An 18,072-nucleotide genomic window follows, 5' to 3' on the forward strand; every position below is an offset into this window, starting at 1 on the left:
GATTGATAAACCTATATATTTATATAGCGTTACCTGTCGTCTTACTCTAAGCCCAACGGTTTAAGGATGGGTTCTGAATGTAGTTAATTTATGTCAATCGTTATAAGTGAACTCTCTATAGGGAGAGCTTAACTATAAGGATTGACTACTTTTGATGGTTTATGTCGATCGTCTGCAATTGATAGCCAGCTTGACGGTAGATTTTATATCTTTCTCGAGCAAGTTGCTTTGCATTTTCATCACAAGGAACGAAGTCTACCACTTGATTAAAGGATCCCGCAAAGTTTGTCTTATCATTCGCCACATTTATTACTAGTTGCCTATTCCAGCTAGGCTTCAATTTGCTGTAGCCAATTTCTATTCCTGTGCCGTTTTTGGGTCCTTCACCAATTAAATGATGCGGTAAAAAACGCTCTGTTGGCCGTTGCCAAATCAAGTTATCCCAATGTTCTGCTTGCTGTTTATCTTCGGTATTGAGGTACAACTTGGCACCTTGCAAAGAGAAATGCTCAATGAGAAACAGAACATACTGTTCAAAGCCCGCCTTGGTGCATTGAACAGAGTCAGCTTGAATGATGTAGAAAGTTGCAGTATTCATAATTTAGATAAAAGAAAAGGGCCTTGTGGCCCTTTTCTAAATTGAATGTTTACTCTTCAATTTCTTGGCCACTGCGATTTAGCAGGAACTGGACAAGCATTGAGACGGGACGTCCGGTAGAACCTTTCGCTTTGCCTGATTTCCATGCCGTTCCAGCAATATCAATATGTGCCCAATTGTATTTTTTAGCAAACTTAGACAGGAAGCAACCAGCAGTAATGGTGCCTCCCGGGCGTCCACCAATATTTGCCATATCCGCAAATGGACTGGCTAACTGCTCTTGGTACTCATCTGCCATAGGCATGCGCCATGCTCGATCACCCGCTTGCTCAGAAGCATTAACCAGTTCATGCGCGAGTGGGTTGTGGTTCGATACTAATCCACTGATATGGTGACCTAGTGCTATAACACAAGCGCCTGTTAGGGTTGCCACATCAATCACACATTCAGGCTCAAAACGCTCTGCATAGGTGAGGGCATCACACAGAACTAAGCGACCTTCAGCATCGGTATTAAGAACCTCTACCGTTTGACCTGACATAGTAGTGAGAATGTCTCCCGGACGGTATGCATTGCTGCCCGGCATGTTTTCACAACCCGCTAAGATCATGATGACATTAATCGGCAGGTCCAATTTGGCTAACGCTTTCATCGCACCAAAAACAGATGCTGCTCCGCACATGTCGTATTTCATCTCATCCATGGCTTCGCCTGGTTTTAATGAGATACCGCCGGAGTCAAATGTGAGGCCTTTACCAATGATGACGATCGGTTTGGCTTCTGGGTCAGGGCTCCCTTTGTACTCCATTACCGACATCATGGACTCATTGTGAGAACCACGCCCAACGGCAAGGTAAGAGGTCATTCCTAGCTTTTCCATCTCTTCTTCACCGATAATTTTACTGGTGATGGACTCATAGTCATCAGCAAGACGACGGGCCTGAGAGGCTAAGTAGGCAGGGTTGGCAACGTTTGGTGGCATGTTGCCTAAATCTTTAGATGCTTTAACACCGGATGAAACCGCTAGCCCGTGAGCAATGGCCTTTTCACCTAAATTTAGCTCGCGGCGTGTAGGGACATTGAATACCAACTTACGCAGAGGGCGGCGAGTTTCTGGCTTATTACTCTTAAATTGATCAAAAGTGTAGAGACCATCGTTGGTTGACTCAACGGCTTGACGTACTTTCCAATAGGTATCGCGTCCTTTAACGTGCAATTCTGTCAAGAAGCATACTGCCTCCATCGAGCCTGTTTCGTTAAGGGTGCTGATGGTTTTTTGGATAATCTCTTTGTATTGACGTTCACCGAGTTCACGTTCTTTACCACAACCGACAAGAAGAACTCTTTCTGAAAGTACCCCTGGAACTTGATGCAATAGCAACATTTGACCCGGTTTACCTTCTAGATCACCACGACGCAATAGTGAACTAATATAGCCGTCACTGATCTTATCTAGTTGTTCAGCCACTGGAGAAAGTCGACGAGGTTCGAATACGCCTACGACGATACAAGCGCTGCGTTGTTTCTCTGGGCTGCCACTTTTTACACTGAACTCCATGCAAACTCCTACATGTTAAAGACAAATCAAACTAAATGTTGGATAATCGGAACTTAGCCTTTTAAAATCGATCCAAGTTAGACATCAACAATCAGTTAAAAATTTATAAAATAAAAGGTTTAACGAGAAATTATAGTGATTAGAGCAAAAAAACAAGTTTTGTATAGGTACTTTTAGCGTGATTATTGTTAGATATTTGATCCGCGAGACAATCAAAAGCCAATTGGCCATCTTTTTTATACTGTTTCTGATTTTTTTAAGTCAAAAATTCATCAGTATTTTGGCACAGGCGTCAGACGGTGATATTCCCGCCAATTTGATACTGACGTTTGTTGGTTTAAATATGCCCGCCATGGGAGCTATGATGCTGCCCTTAAGTATATATGTGGGAATATTAATCACTTTTGGGCGTCTTTACGCTGAAAGCGAGATAACTGTAATGAATGCCACAGGAATCGGGAATAAGTTCTTGATACAAGCTGCATTTTATCTTGCTTTGATTACCGCAGGTGCGTCCGCTTTTAACTCTTTATGGTTAACACCTTGGGCTCTAGATAAGCGGGCTGAAACCATGGAACAGCTGCAAGCGGATACCAGTGTTGAGCTGTTACAGAAGGGGCAATTTCAGCGAACACCGGATGGATCGGCAGTTGTGTTTATTGATGATGTGAAAAATAAACAGTTAACCGATGTTTTCGTTGCACAAATATTACCTAGAGACTCCATTTTACCTAGTGTGATGATGGCAAAGTCTGGTGTGGTAAAAGAGTTGGCCGATGGTCGACAGATCCTATCTCTTATTGAAGGTACCCGTTACGAAGGGGTTCCAACTCGCCTCGATTATATGGTGACAAAATATGATCAATACGATGCTTTGATTGGTCAGCGAGAAGTAAAAAAAGGTGGGCGAGACTGGGAAGATATGCCAACCATTGAACTATTGGCTTCTTCTGAAAGGCAAGCACACGCAGAACTTCAATGGCGGATTTCATTAATTGTATGTATTCCACTACTAACATTAATCGTTGTGCCCTTGTCGTCAGTAAACCCAAGACAGGGTCGATTCGCCAAAATGGGGCCTGCTCTTTTGATTTATATGACCTATTTCTTGGCGCTCAGTGCTTGTAAGTCTGCTATTGAAGAGGGAAATATCCCCGTGGTTATTGGTATGTGGCCGGTCAATATCGCCTTATTTATCGCTGGGCTAACTCTGAACTATATGGACAGTGTTGCGGTGAGACGAATTAGAGATAAATTTAGACAAAAAAGGTTAGTTAAACGTGTTTAAGATATTCGATCTTTATATTGGTAAAACCATTATTGCGACGACATCGCTCACATTGGCTACTTTGGTTGGTTTGTCTGGCATCATTAAATATGTAGAGCAGTTAAGAAAAGTAGGCAAAGGTACCTATGACATGATGCATGCATTGTATTATGTTCTGCTGGAGGTGCCGTGGGACATCAGTATGTTCTTCCCAATGGCAACACTACTAGGCTCTCTTATCGCTCTTGGCATGTTAGCTTCTAGCTCTGAATTGACAGTTATGCAGGCGGCCGGTTTTTCTAAACTGGATATTGGTGTTTCTGTCTTAAAAACAGCGCTTCCCCTTATGCTTATAATTATCGCCATTGGCGAGTGGGGCGCTCCTCAGTCTGCTAAATTGGCAAGGGAAGTTCGTGCTTTTGCTCTGTCTGGTGGCAATATTGTCTCGGTGAGAAGTGGGGTATGGGCTCGTGATGCTAATGATTACGTATTTATTGCCAGAGTTGACGATGAAGAATTAAATGGCATTAATATTTGGAGCTTTGACAGAAGTAACACGCTTAATACCATCATTTATGCAGCATCAGCGCAATATATGGGTGATCAGGTATGGAACTTACAAGATGTGCAAAAGACTTACATGGATGGTTCTATTCAGCTATATAAAGAAGTCTCACCTAACTATCAGTGGAAGACCAACTTAGAGCCAGACAAGTTGTCAATTGTGACGGTGAAACCTGAGGAATTGACACTTACCGGTATTTACGATTACGTGAATTATCTGAAGGCGTCGGAGCAAGATGCTTCTCGCTATGAATTAGCATTTTGGCGCAAGTTGACGCAGCCATTGGCGATTGCGGTGATGATGCTATTGTCGTTGTCGTTTGTTTTTGGTCCTCTGCGAAGTGTGACGATGGGCGCAAGGATAATATCGGGTATCGTGGTTGGGTTTTCTTTCTATATTTCCAGTGAGTTTTTTGGACCTCTTAGTTTAGTGTACGAGATCCCGGCCATTGTCGGGGCTGTGGCGCCGAGTATTCTCTTTTTAGGGGTGGCAATTTTACTGCTGCGGCGAAACGTATAATAAAGATTCACTGTTTGACTGAAAAAGGAGGCCAAATGCCTCCTTTTCTATTTTATACGACCTATTCTAATCGCAGTAATTAGGTCGTCAAATTGCGTTTAAGCGTGTTATTCATTGGCGAATAACTTTGCAAATACATTTCTCTTTTAACTTAACCTTGGCCATTAAACTCTGCTCAGTACCACTACTTCCGTTTTTGCCCAAAGGTCGTGAAAACCTCTTTTTTTAGGGTGAAAAGGTACCAGTAAATTGGCTAAGCCAAAGCAGGATGTTCCGACTCTTACCAAAGCTTGTCGCTTACTAATTAAGCGGCCATCAAGGCTTTGTACGCGTAATTTCCATGCTCGCATCCCCAACGTTTGCCCAGCTTTGGTCCAAAAGAAAACAAAGAATCCAATCCAGACAATGCCGAGATAAGCGGTATATACGTAGCTCCAAATAGGGTGATGAGCTAATAAGTCACTCACATCTTGATAAGGACCATAGGTCATCAATCCGCCAGCGACAAAAGCTTCTAAAATGGCGACCACCAGTCCGCCAGCTAGCATTTCAATCGCTAAGATGATTAATCCGTCATACATTAATGCGGCTAAACGCCTAAATAAACTGGCTGGAGGGTTCATGTTTTGAGTAACCTTGATGTTTTGAGAAAGAAAATAAATGAACTTGAGAAGTTTGCACAGGATATAGCGATGATAAATTGATTTCCATCTATTAAAGGTATTGTTATCAGTAATATGTGATGTAACAAGTTGATAACGGAGCGTGGATTTTGATTATTTAATTATACACTAGTGATAATAAGTGGTGTTTTCAGTTAGGTTTTACTATTTTTTTAGCCAAAACCGCCTATATCAGTAGGCGGTGGTGACTATTTTAGTTATGAACTGATCGCCATTAGCGCAACTTGAACCGGCTGACTAACTGGGTTATCTGCGAATTAACCTCAGAGATACTTTGAGTTTGCATCGCTGACTCTTGTCCGTTGCTGTTCAATTGATTGACCATTTCATTTATTGAGGCCATATTGCGACTGACTTCATGAGTGACACTACTTTGTTCCTCTGCTGCTGTGGCGATCTGAGTACTGAGATCATTGATCTCTGATATATGCGTAGTCAGGCCATTAATTCGTTTACCTACCATTTCAGTACTTTGGAATGTTTCATTGCAGGTTGTTTTGGTTGTGTCCATGGAGTTGCTGACAGACTCACTACCATGGATTAGACTGCCTAGCGCTTTTTCAATTTCACCAGTGCTGGTCTGAGTCCGGCTAGCGAGCGCTCGTACCTCATCGGCAACGACTGCAAATCCTCGTCCTTGTTCTCCCGCTCTTGCGGCCTCAATAGCGGCATTTAAAGCCAGTAGGTTGGTTTGTTCCGCAATTTCACCTATTACCGTTAGTATTGAGTTTATTCCTTTAGTTTCTTCACTCATCTCTCGAATGCTAGTGGAGGTTCTGTCAACCACATCGACAAGAGAGGTCACTTTGGTCTGAGCTTCTCCAACGACGGTTAATGAGTCTCCTCCCATTACCGCTGCCTCAGAGGTAAATTGTGCGGTCTCTGCGGCATGATGTGCAACGGTCTCTGCAGTAGCATTCATCTGCTCGATTGCAGCAACGATTTGCTCAGTTTCAACGACGTGCTTTGCTAGGATCTCCGAATTGTTTTGGCTTTGCACCATTAATGCATCAACGTCAGTTTTGAGGGTTAATGTCGATGTCTCAATCTCTTGCATCATAGATTGTAGGCTTTCGATAAACTCATTAACACCAGTGGCAATTTGGCCAAGATCATCATTCGATTTTACCTCAAGGCGCTGAGTAAGGTCGCCGTCACCACTTGATAAACTCTGTATCGTTGCCTTAAGTGCTAGTATTGGGCGATATAAGTAATTAATAATCAAAAGAGAGAGCACAATACTGATTAATACATAAATAAATGAAGAGTAAATCGCCGCTTGTTTGGCTTGATCTATCGGAGCAAAAACGATTTTTTTATCTAAAGCTACCAGTAGATACCATGTTTTATCACCAAGTATGATTTGACGTGAAAACATGATCTTGTCTGCGCCCTTTAACTGGTACTCAACCATCGCATGTGTTTGCCCAACAACGGTTTGAACGGCATTTTTTAAAGAGTCGAAATCTGTCAGCTTATTGCCGTTTTTTACAACATTAGATGTGCTTGCTAGAGCCGTGGTATCTTCAGACATGATGACGGACAGCGCCCCGAGCATGTTGATCTCTTTTACGCTTTTGTTCAAAACATCCAGAGATACATCAGCTAATACCACCCCTTCGTCAAACGACTTCCCAATGCTTACCATTAAATTGCCTGATGTTGCATCGGTATAGGCATCGGTATATATCAGTTGTCCTGTCTGTTGCGCAGCCTGATACCATGGTCTCTGTCTTGGATCGTAACTGCTGGGGTTTTTGTGATCGACCCAGCCTTCATAATTATAAGAAGCATAGGCATCGCCATTTTTAAAACCGATCATCATATTTCCAACATCGGCAGTAATGCCCGCAACACGCATGCGTTGTGCGTGATCAGAGGTGTACTGGAAAGTTTTATAATCATCGGCGAGGTTATTGACGGCGGTAGCTTTACCATTCATAAAATCTTGAATGCGTTTTGCTTCTACCTCTACTCGTTGTTCAGCATTTATAAAAATGTTGGATTGCAACGCATCTCTTTCATTTATATAAGCCAAATAGTTTGCGCTACCAACGGACACCGCTATTAAAACTGAAATAGAGACGAGCAAAGCACCTTTGAAACTGAGTTTTACCATAGTGGGAGTACCCCGAACTTAAGTGTTTGAGTAATAAGTGAATGTCAATAATAGTAACGGGCAAATATTCGCGAACTGAATTTATAATAAGTAAATTATAATATTAGACTATATGTGCTGTTCATAACGATAGTCAGATAGCGTCGTTCATATTTGGTTATTGATAGTTTTATTATTTTCTTCTATTTGCGACTGGAAGGTTAATTGTGTCAAATTTAATTTTTCAAATTAACTGGTTATATATTTTCTATAGATGAATAAATATTGGTGTGCTTTATTTATTAATCTTCTTAGTTAGTTTGTTGTCATTTAATGTTGTTGATAAAAAACACGATAATATTTTCTGATAATCGCCAGTTAAATGGTCAGAGTGTGATGAAGGCTACGTTGCTGCATCGGAGCGTTTTGCCAGATTTGATGCGTAATTGAGGATTTAATTTCTCCTTTAACCGATCGAGTTATCGTTGTGCCTATTGATAACTTGCTATAACAATAAGAAAACTTTTAGTATGGCTTAATCGCGCTTTTCCTAAATGTAATTGTCATGTCACTATCCAAATCTTATCGCCTCCACGCCTCCTCTGAAATGACTTTTAATGCCGCAGAGAGTTATCTCATCGTGGATGGAGAGAAGCACCATTTAGAGCCACTTCAATCACGAATGTTGATGTTTTTTATAGATAAACGAAAAGAAGTTATCAGTGCTCAAGAGCTTGCGGATTGTGTTTGGAAAAGGAAAGAGGTCTCTGAGAATTTAGTCCGTCAGGTGATCAGCCTATTAAGGACTCAGCTAAATGATAGAATGAGACCCTATCAAATAATAAAAACCATACCAAAACAGGGCTACTTACTGGATATCGAAGTATCGGAAATAGAGACTAAAGAGACAAAACCCGTAAGTAACAACAATAGCAAAAGCCCTAATAAAGGAAAGCTAGTTGGAGCTCTACTGTTTTTGGTAATAATGGTGGCTGGAATCTCCGCTTATGAAGCGATAAAAACGGATAAACAAGACACTATTGAAAATAGTGTATTGTTGGAACAAGGTGTCGTGCCATTAGTCTTTCATAATATCGTTCTAGATAATAGTGCCGACTATAGTATTGCCAAAAGTGTCTATGAATATATATATTTCGGGCTTAACTCTTCAAAGAACATTGTTGGATATCGTGGTGAGCATCTTAAAGACATAGAAACGCTCACTGTGCTGGAAAGTGATTATGAATTAAAGTCATGGATGAGACGAGATGGCGATGGTTATGTCATTAACTTAATGCTTCAGTTTTTTAGAAATAAAGAGATACAAACAGTTAAGTTTGAAAAATACTTTACAAAAGATGAGTTTTTTTCGTCAATTGGTGATTTAATTCTGGAAATTAAAACATATATGGTACCTGAACAGACCGATTATAATGTAGATAATCACAGAATTACCTCAATAAAGAATTATCAAGACTGGGAAATTATTGCAAGAGCTATTTCTTTATTTTATCAAGGAAAAGGTGCCAAAGAGTTAGAGGTAATGGAGAATGAACTGAAAAAACTTAAGAACTCAGGTCGTTCTTATTATTTGTTAGATTCATTAAGCTCTTATATCTCCACAATGAAATTTTTAAATGATAGAGATGAGAGCAATAGACAACTCGCTTTATTACAAGCAGAAGAAGCATTTGAACAAAACCCAAGGTGCAATATCGCCAATACCACCCTCGGAATGGCATTGTTATTAAATAATGAAGTTGAAAAAGCGTACCCATATCTGTTTTTCGCCGCAGAAAGTTCTCCTAGTCCTGTTAACTATTACCTACTTGGTGTGGCGGATGAGCAAGTAGATAACCAAAGGGGAGCGGAGTACAACTATCAACGATTTTCAGAACTTAACAAGGCTGGTATCGGCCAAGTAAGAGAGATTCAGGAGTATTTACAAAATCCAAACCTTTCCAAACCTATCCTAAAGAAGTAGATCTTAAGGTCCTTAACATGTGTGAACTCAACGGATGCCGTTGATATGCCGCCTATTGCGACGATATCAGATCGTTTTTAATTTGTTTGTTTTCTAACGCACTTGCCTTGCATCATCATTCTGTGTTTTTTTCTATTCAATAATAGTTTCGAATTTACTGATTTTAGTTTTATTAAGGAAACTATTATGAATACATTAATATATGTTTTTATGACATTAGTTTGTTGGTGGCTTATAAAAAGTCCAGAAAAAGAACAGTCTTCAATTCGTTGGTTTGTAATCTCTTTAGTTACGCTTGTAGGATATATCATTGCTTATATCTGGAAGCACCCATTTATCTATGGTCCAGTATAAGGAGACGATATTATGTTTAAATTAGATATTAGTGAGAATAGTTTTTATAACATAGTTGCAATTGCTACTCTTATTTTAGGGTTTGGAATATTCACCGCAACATTTTATGAACAACTATATCTAGGTGATATGCCTTGCGCGAGCTGCTTAATTACAAGACAACTTATATTATTGGTCATGTTGGTTTCATGTTTAGTATTACGATATGGACCTAGACCACAATTTGTTGGTTTCGTATTAATTCTGGCGTCCATCGATATTTATATGAGTATTCGCCACTCGACTTTCCACTGGTTTGTGTTTGAAGGTACTGAAGGCCGATTTATGGGTGTTCATATGTATTTTTGGGGTTACTTACTTCAAACAGCAGTGGTACTCGTTGTGGGTTTACTAATGACGATGATGCCAAAAGTATTTGATTTCTGTAAAAATGTTCCGGCTACAGGTCGAGTACTCAATAACTTACAAACATTCACTTTTTATGCGGTATTGTTCTTGATTGTTGGTAACTTAATATTGTCATTTGCTCTTGTTGGGCCACCTCCATTGAAAGCGCCATATCCGCCAGTTTACTGGGGTTGGTTAGAAAATGGTTGGAATTGGTAGAGTCAGTACTAATTGATGACTTTTGAAGAAAGCGCCACGATTTGTCGTGGCGCTTTTATGTGTATTGGCTTCTCATTGAAGTGTTTATGGTGAATTATTCAACAACTAACTCACAACTAAGGAATTTCCTCTTGCACGCGTTAGTTTCATCCGTATAATGCCAGACATCAAAAGGCTTCTGCCTTAAGATGCCGGTGTGGTGAAATTGGTATACACGACGGATTCAAAATCCGTTGCCTTCGGGCGTGGCGGTTCAAGTCCGCCCACCGGTACCATAATTTATATGACAAAGCCTCGACGAAAGTCGGGGCTTTGTTGTTTCTAGAGTAATCAAAAGGCCAGCTCGATCTTCTTTTCATCGCTGTATTATTTTATAGCAGTATTGTTTTATAAAAGTATTGTTATTTGCATTAATAGATTTGATTAATTCGTTATCCATGACGGGTTCTGAAAGAACTTATCTGAGTGATAAGCATGGATAATGATGAGAAATTGAATGGACAGCTTTATTAAACTTTTTATATAGGAAGGCCTTCAGCTTGTATGGTACTCAGAGTAGCTGAAGGCCATGATGGATATTGTACCGAGAAAGAATTTTCTACATCGTGTCTTATCTGGAAGTATGATGAACAGATGTAGCGTAGTTCAATCTATGGATTAATTACCATAAGTTAAATTTCGGCACGAAGCTGATAATATTAGATATTAATGTGGTAAGGTTTGTAAGTGCTTTTTCTGCCCATGAAAATAAGTTGTTGTAAAATCCGCCACAAACAAGTTCGGTTTCTTTGTTGTTTAGTTCTTTCATATAGACTCTCCATTGAATGGTTTTATTGTGTTTATTTTTAATTGCTTTCTTTGAAAACAATTAAAAAATATATAATATCTGTATGTTTTTACTTGCGGTGTTTATCATCGTTAAATAATGTTGGTAAGTACACTACCCAAAAAGGTAGTATTGACTATTATTTTTTTCGCGAGTCTTCTATTTTTAATTGTCAGACCTTGTGAAAATATATGGCTATTACTTTTGATTACTCCATATTATGGCTGTAGAGCCAATACCTGCGGTTAACATGGTTAAAAGACTGATATATCCAGTAGTAAAAAATATTATATTGAGTATAAAACTACCAGAAACAAGCTCAACCCCACCAGAAACAAGCTCAACCTGATCTTCAGTTAACGTTTTCATCTGCTTTTCCTTTAATTTAATAGTTAAAGTTTTTGACCAAAAATGTAGCCAGCGGCAAATAGTAAAGAAAATGCAATTGTAGTAATGAAAACGCCACCAGTTATGGTTTCTGTTTCTTTGATTGTGAGTTCTTGCATAATCCCTCCCTAATCGCTTTGTGTTCCGGTAATAAAGCCCGCAACAGCTGCTGTTGCTGTGGCTCCTATTGCGGCTACGTGACCTGTTATTACTGCCGCTGAATATGTAACAGCAAGAACGTGAACACCAATCATGTACCCAATGTATGCAGAGAAAAGTGTCCCACCACAAATTTTTTCTTGATCTTTGATTCCAATTTCTTTCATGACTTACCTCCTTAATAAATATAGATAAAATCTTTTCAATCGTACTAATGTTATGACTAAGCGTTATTATTACGGTTTCTTTCAACAGCCCTTAGTATTGTGCTGATAGCGGCCCCTGCGATGCTAACTGCGACGGTAATTCCTAGTGTTAGTTCTACCATTCCACTGTACACAAAGTAGGATGAGAAGAGTCCAGCAGAAACAAGTTCTGTTTCATTGCTAGTGAGTTCTTTCATTATCGTTCTCCAATTATTGTGAGGTTATGAATAAGTTTCTAAATTGCCGACCTAATAAGTAGTTGATTCCAAAAATTAAAGCTAGTGATACGGTAATTACTACGCCACCATTTATTTTCTCGGCTTGTTGAAGTGTCAGTTCTTTCATGGATGAACCCTTATACATTCTGAGTGGTATTTTTTAGCGTTGACTACCTAAAATATAGCCGAGAGCAGTAGCAAATAGAGCTACAGTTAATGCCGCAGCATATCCCAAATTTACTGATTTGATAACATCGAAATAGGTCACCCACCCGCCGCAGATATGATTTTGTTCTTCTGAGCTAACTTCTCTCATAATTTATATCCTTTATGAATCTTATTTAATCTATATTCTTTAATTGAATTTTCATTTAGGAAAACTATGATCAACCATTAAAGATAATAAATACACTACTCAAATGGGTAGTTATAACGATGACATTACAACCGAATTATACGTTCAGCAGAGTTAATGGTTTCCTTTCGGTGAGCCACAATAATTCTAGTGATATCTAATTTTTTAATATTGTCGTTAACAATATTTTCATTATCAATATCGAGATGAGACGTCGCTTCATCTAAAAATAGTATTTTGGGTTTTCGATAGAGAGCTCTGGCTAATAGCAGGCGTTGTTTTTGACCTCCTGAAAGAGATGAGCCCATATCTCCGATAAAGGTGTTGTAATTCATTGGCATCGCCATGATTTCATTATGAATATTGGCTATGGATGCGCATTGGTGCAGCCATTCAAAATCAATGTCGGTTTCTGAGAATGCGATATTGTCCGCAATAGAGCCGGAGATAAGTTGATCATCTTGCATAACGGCGGCTATTTGGCTGCGATAGCTTCCACTCTGCTCAATGGGAGTGTCGCCAATCAATACACTTCCTTTGTAAGAAGAGAATAGCCCCATTAAGCACTTTAACAGTGTTGATTTTCCACATCCTGAAGGGCCAACTATAACCACTGATTCGCCATCATTTATGGTGAAATTTAAGTTCTTAAAGACTTCGGGTTCTTCTTCTGAATATCGATAACATAACGATTTAACACTTAGCGTTCCTTCAATCGAGCTGTGAATTGACAATTCGTGAGAGGGATCGGTAGGTGTCAGGGCGATATCGGAGAGCCTTTCTAAGTGTAAACTAAGCATTTTGATTTCAATGGCTTTTGTAATCAGCGAGTCGACACTTGTGGTAAATTGAGATTTATAACTCATAAAAGCATATAGCATGCCTAAAGAGATAATGTTACCCATAACCGCCTCTGCGGCTAAATAGATGACGATAATATTTTCTAAACCAAACAGTAAGTTGTTGATGAAATTAATGCCGATTACCCAGCGGCCCAGCTGTATTTCTTTGTTCATTGCCTCCGCATAACGGTTTTGCCATAGATTTTGTCTATCATGCTCTTTACTGAATACTTTAATGCTCTGAATCGCTCTTAAGGTCTCCATAAAGTTGGAGTTCTCTTTGGCTCTTGAAACGATGCTCGCTTCCGTAATTGTTCGAACTGGGCGATAGAATGCCACTCGCAACAAGCTGTATATTGCAACAAACAACAGCACGACACTGGCGAGCAATTTGCTGTAATAAAACATCACTACTAAGGTGACGATGGTCAGTGCACCATCGACGATCACCGCTACGATACCTGAGCTGAGTAACTCTTTGATCTCATTTAGGGAACCAAATCGAGAAACGATGTCACCCATATGACGTTTTTCAAAATAGTCTAGAGGAAGACGAATAAGATGACGGAAGATGTTGGCGGCCATTTGAATACTTATTTTACTGGAAAGGTGAAGTACCAGAATGTCTCTTAACCACTCTGTCATGGCTTTAATTAGCATGACTAAGCCAAACCCAACCGCCAACACCATCAGCAATTGGTAATCGTTTCTGAGTAGAACGTCATCCACTATCGTTTGCAGATAAAAGGGGGCGGCAACAGTGAAAAGTTGCAGCAGCACAGACAATACTAAAATCTGAATGAGGTAGCGCTTAAGGCCAATGATTTTGCTCCACAACTGGCGGAATCTCAGACGCTGTTTTTCTTCTTTTTGTACAAACTCTTCAGATGGCGTTAGTTCAAGCGCAATACCCGTAAAGTGGTTCGCAAACTCCTCCAGCGACATGGTTTTTTCACCAGAGGCGGGGTCATGAATAACGGCTTTATTTGCTGAAACGGATTTTAGTACCACAAAATGGTTCATATCCCAGTGAATAATACATGGAAGCTGTAACTGGGGCAGATGCTCAAGATCAAGTTGTAGCGCTCTGCCAATAAGGTTGAGCTTGCCAGCCATAGCGATCAATTGTTTTAAGTTGATACCATGGTTAGAGATAGAGAATCGACGTCTCAGTTGGTTCAGATCTGAGCGATAGCCATGATAATGCGCCACCATAGCAAGGCAGGCTAAGCCACACTCAGCAGCTTCGGTTTGATGAATGACAGGCAGATATGGACGAGAGTTAAGTTTAAGTAAGGTATGGTTTGACTGTGACATTAGGAGAAACGTCCTCGTAGACTAAAGATTGGTTCAAGTAGCCATTCAAATAGGCTGCGTTCATCGAGTCGGATATTGGCTTGTAACTGCATTCCCGATTGCAACGGGAACTCTTCGCCGTAAGCAAAAACGCTTTGTGTATCGAGACTAACAGTGACTCGGTAGACAGGGACGTCAATCGATATTGGTAAGTTATGTAGTTCATTTGGTAGTAAGGCCGTACGGCTGATCTGTTTTACTTTTCCCTGATATAAACCAAATTTTTGGTAAGGGAATGCGCCGTATTGCAGTGAGACTTTTTGGTCTTGTTGTACAAAACCTATTGCCTGAGTAGGGATTAACAGCTCTGCATGCAATTCACTATCTTTGGGAAGAATACTGGCAAGAGGCGTATTTCCAGAGACAATCTGACCAAGTTGGAATTGTAAGCTGCTGATTGTTCCTGCCTGCTCTGCTCTAAGTACAAATTCATAATTAGCTTTAGCGTCAATAAGTTGCTGCTCTAACTGTAATATCTGCATTTCTAACGAGTCTATCTCTTCTTGCTGTTTTACCGGCAGAGCGTCAATTTTACCTTCTAATAAATAGTACTGTTGTTGGCTTTGTGAGCGTGATTGCAATACTGATTCTTGCGCTGAAGCCAATTCAAGATATTGGCGGTGTGTTTCGTCTACTTTAGTGGCGTTAATATAATCCTTTTGTGCAAGCTTCTTGACCGCAGTAAGCTGCTTTATTTGAAGGAATAACTTTTCTTTATTATGTTCTGAACGCCGCGTTAGGTGCTCAATTTCAAGTTGCTGTGCTTTTTTTTGAATTTCTAATTGCTGCTTTTCATTTGCAAACAATGTGTGTTGTCGTTGCAATTTGCTGTTGAGTAATTTGATTTGTTGTTGTAGCGATTTAATACTGAGTTGCTGTGCTTCTTCTCCTGTGCTCATGATTTTAGAGGTACTAAGTACTGCGATGGGGTCACCTTGTTCAACAGTGTCTCCTTCGCTTACAAGTAACTCTTTAACGACACCTGATTGTTGCGCATAGACATGTATTACACCGCCATTAGGAGTAATAATGCCAATAGCACTCTCCTGCCGAGCAAACTGAGCGTTGAAAAGGAAAAGCAACGTAATAAGTACAATGGATGTCAGGCCACCCACAAGCAGTGGTTGGGAAATTGGCTGCAGAAGCAGTACCTCTCCCTCTAAGCGAATTTGCTGTTTATCCAAAGCTTGCTTTCTAAATAGAGATTTCGTCACTTACAAGGCTCCATTTTTGTGTTTTTGGAGCAAGTTAAGAGATGTGCAGTAAGTTGGGTACGACACTGTACGTTATGGGTTTTAAAAAGCTGTTTGCAGTGGTATTTGACCGTGTTTTCCGATATGTAGAGTTGGCGAGCAATCTGTTTGTTAGACAACCCCTGACATAAAAGGGTGGCAACTTGTTGCTGTTTTATTGTCTGCATTTATTGTCCATAGGTGAGTGAGTAGTGCTCCGTTTATACTTGAACAGAAATATGGAATCGACAGCAGGAGAGGTGAGACTGAAAAAAATTCGACAAGGTTTGGGTTTTTAATAGTCGTCTGAAATCTTGTTGCATGAAAGCTCATGATATTGTGCGAAAGTATTGTTTTATTTGGGGTTTTTATGGTTATTTTTTTAAAAATGGTATTGCTTTTATTTTGAGGGTGTAATGCCTTGAACGATCGTCGTCGGTATTAGAAGTCAGGTCGCAGTACTTTAATAAATGAGTGTTGCTACTAGGATAAAACCCTGTATCGAATTTAGTGTATTTGAGCCAGTGATTAGTTTGACCAGTGGCTAAGTTATTTCATAAATAATCATACCCACACCGATACTTGGTTCTAATCAACATGCTTTTTATGATTTATTTTAATGTTACCAGCCAAGCTGTTGCCGCTTAAATGTTAAAAATAATTCTGCTTTGTTAGGTGAATATTTTTAACTGGCCAAAGGCTAAGCGTAGATATACAGACATCATATAAATTCATATCAAACAGGAGATACTAGGTATGACTGGCGGTATCATTAAACTTTCAAGAAACACAACAAATGCACCTACAAGCTCTCTATCAACACAGACAGTTGCTTTCTCTCATTACAATAATATCTCAGCGCAGTTGCCGGTAGATCCTAAAACAAACGAGATAGTTGCGGGTGGGATAAAAGAGCAGGCTGATCAATGTTTGCGTAACATTAAAGCCATCGTAGAAAGTATTGATCATGTCATGGACGATGTTGTTAAAATCAATGTGTTTGCAAAAAACATTTCAGATATCGAGGCGATTAACGAAGTCTATTCAACCTTCTTCCAAGAATACCTCCCTACTCGAACTACTGTTGCTGTTGCTGCTCTACCTTTAACCGGTGCTTTGGTACAAATGGATGCGCTTATCTCTAATGGTGAAGGCACTGCACCACAAGATCCTTGCCCATTGGTAAAAGTAGCCAAAAATAGCGATAACGCACCAACAGGTTTATACACCCAAACCGTCGCTTTTTCTCACTACAACAACATCTCTGCTCAGCTACCTGTAGAGCCGAATTCAGACACCATTGTTGCTGGTGGAGTGAAAGAGCAAACTAAACAGTGTTTACGTAACATAAAGTCTATTTTGGAAAGTATTGATGTACCTTTTGACGATATCGTGAAGATTAATGTCTATCTTGATGATCTCTCTAATCTTGATGCTGTTAACGAAGTTTATAGCACCTTCTTCCCTGATTCAGCGATAGCGAGAACCGTTGCGTATGTTCCAGCAAGAACGATTATTGCTGCGGAAGCATTACCAATGGGGGCATCGGTTCAAATAGATGCCGTTGTGTCGCATGGTGATGGTACTCCACCGCAAGAAATTGAAGATAGACACGGTATCGTAATCAAAGCTAATAATACCGATAAAGCGCCTTTAAATGCCTTACATACTCAAACCGTCGCTTTCTCTCATTACAACCATATTGCGGGACAGTTACCTATTGATGCAGAAAGTAATCAAGTGGTTTCAATTGCAATAAATGAGCAAGCAAGACAGTGTTTAAGCAATATCAAAGCGATAGTAGAAAGTATCGGCCATGTAATGGACGATATCGTAAAAGTAAATATTCAGCTTAAAAATATTGATGACCTTGAGGCCGTTAATGATGTTTATGCCTCTTTCTTTGAAGGTGAACTTCCTGCAAGAACGGTAGTTGGAGTGTCGGCGATTGCTATGGATGCGTTAGTACAAATTGATGCTGTAGTTTCAAACGGTGAAGGTACACCACCTGACGCATAAGTTTTGCTAAATTAACAAGATTGGGATTGTTGAGATCGAATTTAGATCTGGTGATCTCATGACGATGTTGATACTAATAGCCACTCAAAACCTTGTTTTGAGTGGCTTAAATCGTTTTTACACAATAGGAATGTACAAAGAAAGTTAAATTATCTTAAGCTGAGATTTAATGACTTATGTACTATTATCTGATGCCATTATCTGGTTTAGGCGAAATTTAGATCAGTATCGATGTATGCT

At 39.8% G+C, this 18,072-nt stretch carries 17 protein-coding genes and 1 tRNA gene; 7 read left to right on the forward strand and 11 right to left on the reverse strand.

All coding sequences use genetic code 11. The features are described from left to right. Positions 1 to 145: 145 nt before the first annotated feature. Both CHJ_RS01715 and pepA read right to left on the reverse strand, forming a co-directional pair. Complete coding sequence (locus tag CHJ_RS01715; protein ID WP_317916707.1) at positions 146 to 598, reverse strand: DNA polymerase III subunit chi; 453 nt, start codon at positions 596 to 598, stop codon at positions 146 to 148. 49 nt (positions 599 to 647) lie between these two features. Continuing rightward, on the reverse strand, positions 648 to 2,156 hold the full coding sequence (gene pepA, locus CHJ_RS01720) for a leucyl aminopeptidase (RefSeq protein WP_171752380.1): 1,509 nt from the start codon (positions 2,154 to 2,156) through the stop codon (positions 648 to 650). Positions 2,157 to 2,334: 178 nt separating this feature from the next. On the opposite strand from pepA, the gene lptF reads away from it, so the two are divergent. Both lptF and lptG read left to right on the forward strand, forming a co-directional pair. Continuing rightward, positions 2,335 to 3,444 (forward strand): LPS export ABC transporter permease LptF, encoded by a 1,110-nt coding sequence (gene lptF / locus CHJ_RS01725; protein WP_317916708.1) that lies wholly within the window; start codon positions 2,335 to 2,337, stop codon positions 3,442 to 3,444. After that, complete coding sequence (gene lptG, locus CHJ_RS01730; protein ID WP_171752378.1) at positions 3,437 to 4,507, forward strand: LPS export ABC transporter permease LptG; 1,071 nt, start codon at positions 3,437 to 3,439, stop codon at positions 4,505 to 4,507. The genes lptF and lptG overlap by 8 nt, the downstream gene beginning before the upstream one ends. Positions 4,508 to 4,671: 164 nt before the next feature. Here lptG and CHJ_RS01735 read toward each other — a convergent pair whose 3' ends face one another. After that, positions 4,672 to 5,130, reverse strand: coding sequence for an RDD family protein (locus tag CHJ_RS01735; RefSeq protein WP_317916709.1), 459 nt, complete (start codon positions 5,128 to 5,130; stop codon positions 4,672 to 4,674). Between the two features lie 274 nt (positions 5,131 to 5,404). Continuing rightward, positions 5,405 to 7,309: a methyl-accepting chemotaxis protein gene (locus CHJ_RS01740; protein WP_317916710.1), complete on the reverse strand. Its 1,905-nt coding sequence runs from the start codon at positions 7,307 to 7,309 to the stop codon at positions 5,405 to 5,407. A 586-nt stretch (positions 7,310 to 7,895) separates the two neighbouring features. Between CHJ_RS01740 and CHJ_RS01745 the strand changes: the two genes are divergently transcribed. From CHJ_RS01745 to CHJ_RS01760, 4 genes are all read left to right on the forward strand, one after another. Then, positions 7,896 to 9,272 (forward strand): winged helix-turn-helix domain-containing protein, encoded by a 1,377-nt coding sequence (locus CHJ_RS01745; RefSeq protein WP_317918062.1) that lies wholly within the window; start codon positions 7,896 to 7,898, stop codon positions 9,270 to 9,272. 186 nt (positions 9,273 to 9,458) lie between these two features. Continuing rightward, entirely contained in the window at positions 9,459 to 9,626 is a 168-nt protein-coding gene (locus CHJ_RS01750) for a hypothetical protein (protein ID WP_171752373.1), read from the forward strand. A 12-nt stretch (positions 9,627 to 9,638) separates the two neighbouring features. Beyond that, entirely contained in the window at positions 9,639 to 10,232 is a 594-nt protein-coding gene (locus CHJ_RS01755; RefSeq protein WP_171752372.1) for a disulfide bond formation protein B, read from the forward strand. Positions 10,233 to 10,422: 190 nt separating this feature from the next. Further along, positions 10,423 to 10,507, forward strand: a tRNA-Leu gene (locus CHJ_RS01760). A gap of 749 nt (positions 10,508 to 11,256) precedes the next feature. Here the strand turns inward: CHJ_RS01760 and CHJ_RS01765 are convergent. From CHJ_RS01765 to CHJ_RS24090, 7 genes are all read right to left on the reverse strand, one after another. Then, entirely contained in the window at positions 11,257 to 11,427 is a 171-nt protein-coding gene (locus CHJ_RS01765; protein WP_317916711.1) for a hypothetical protein, read from the reverse strand. 146 nt (positions 11,428 to 11,573) lie between these two features. Next, a complete protein-coding gene (locus CHJ_RS01770) occupies positions 11,574 to 11,771 on the reverse strand; it encodes a hypothetical protein (protein WP_317916712.1) in 198 nt (65 codons plus the stop codon). A gap of 56 nt (positions 11,772 to 11,827) precedes the next feature. Next, positions 11,828 to 12,007 carry a hypothetical protein gene (locus CHJ_RS01775; RefSeq protein ID WP_171752369.1) on the reverse strand — a complete coding sequence of 60 codons (180 nt, stop codon included), beginning with the start codon at positions 12,005 to 12,007 and terminating at the stop codon, positions 11,828 to 11,830. A 181-nt stretch (positions 12,008 to 12,188) separates the two neighbouring features. After that, entirely contained in the window at positions 12,189 to 12,344 is a 156-nt protein-coding gene (locus CHJ_RS01780) for a hypothetical protein (protein ID WP_317916713.1), read from the reverse strand. Between the two features lie 125 nt (positions 12,345 to 12,469). Beyond that, complete coding sequence (locus CHJ_RS01785) at positions 12,470 to 14,542, reverse strand: peptidase domain-containing ABC transporter (protein ID WP_317916714.1); 2,073 nt, start codon at positions 14,540 to 14,542, stop codon at positions 12,470 to 12,472. Then, entirely contained in the window at positions 14,542 to 15,795 is a 1,254-nt protein-coding gene (locus CHJ_RS01790) for an HlyD family secretion protein (protein ID WP_317916715.1), read from the reverse strand. The genes CHJ_RS01785 and CHJ_RS01790 overlap by 1 nt, the downstream gene beginning before the upstream one ends. Then, positions 15,792 to 16,001, reverse strand: a complete 210-nt coding sequence (locus tag CHJ_RS24090) for a LuxR C-terminal-related transcriptional regulator (RefSeq protein WP_171752365.1) — start codon at positions 15,999 to 16,001, stop codon at positions 15,792 to 15,794. Before CHJ_RS24090 ends, CHJ_RS01790 begins: the two co-directional genes overlap by 4 nt. Before the next feature lie 568 nt (positions 16,002 to 16,569). Here CHJ_RS24090 and CHJ_RS01795 point away from each other — a divergent pair. Beyond that, on the forward strand, positions 16,570 to 17,832 hold the full coding sequence (locus CHJ_RS01795) for a RidA family protein (protein WP_317916716.1): 1,263 nt from the start codon (positions 16,570 to 16,572) through the stop codon (positions 17,830 to 17,832). The last annotated feature ends 240 nt before the right edge of the window (positions 17,833 to 18,072 follow it).

The sequence above is a fragment of the Vibrio sp. MACH09 genome, from assembly GCF_033238805.1.
In the GTDB taxonomy this organism is placed as follows: Bacteria; Pseudomonadota; Gammaproteobacteria; order Enterobacterales; family Vibrionaceae; genus Vibrio.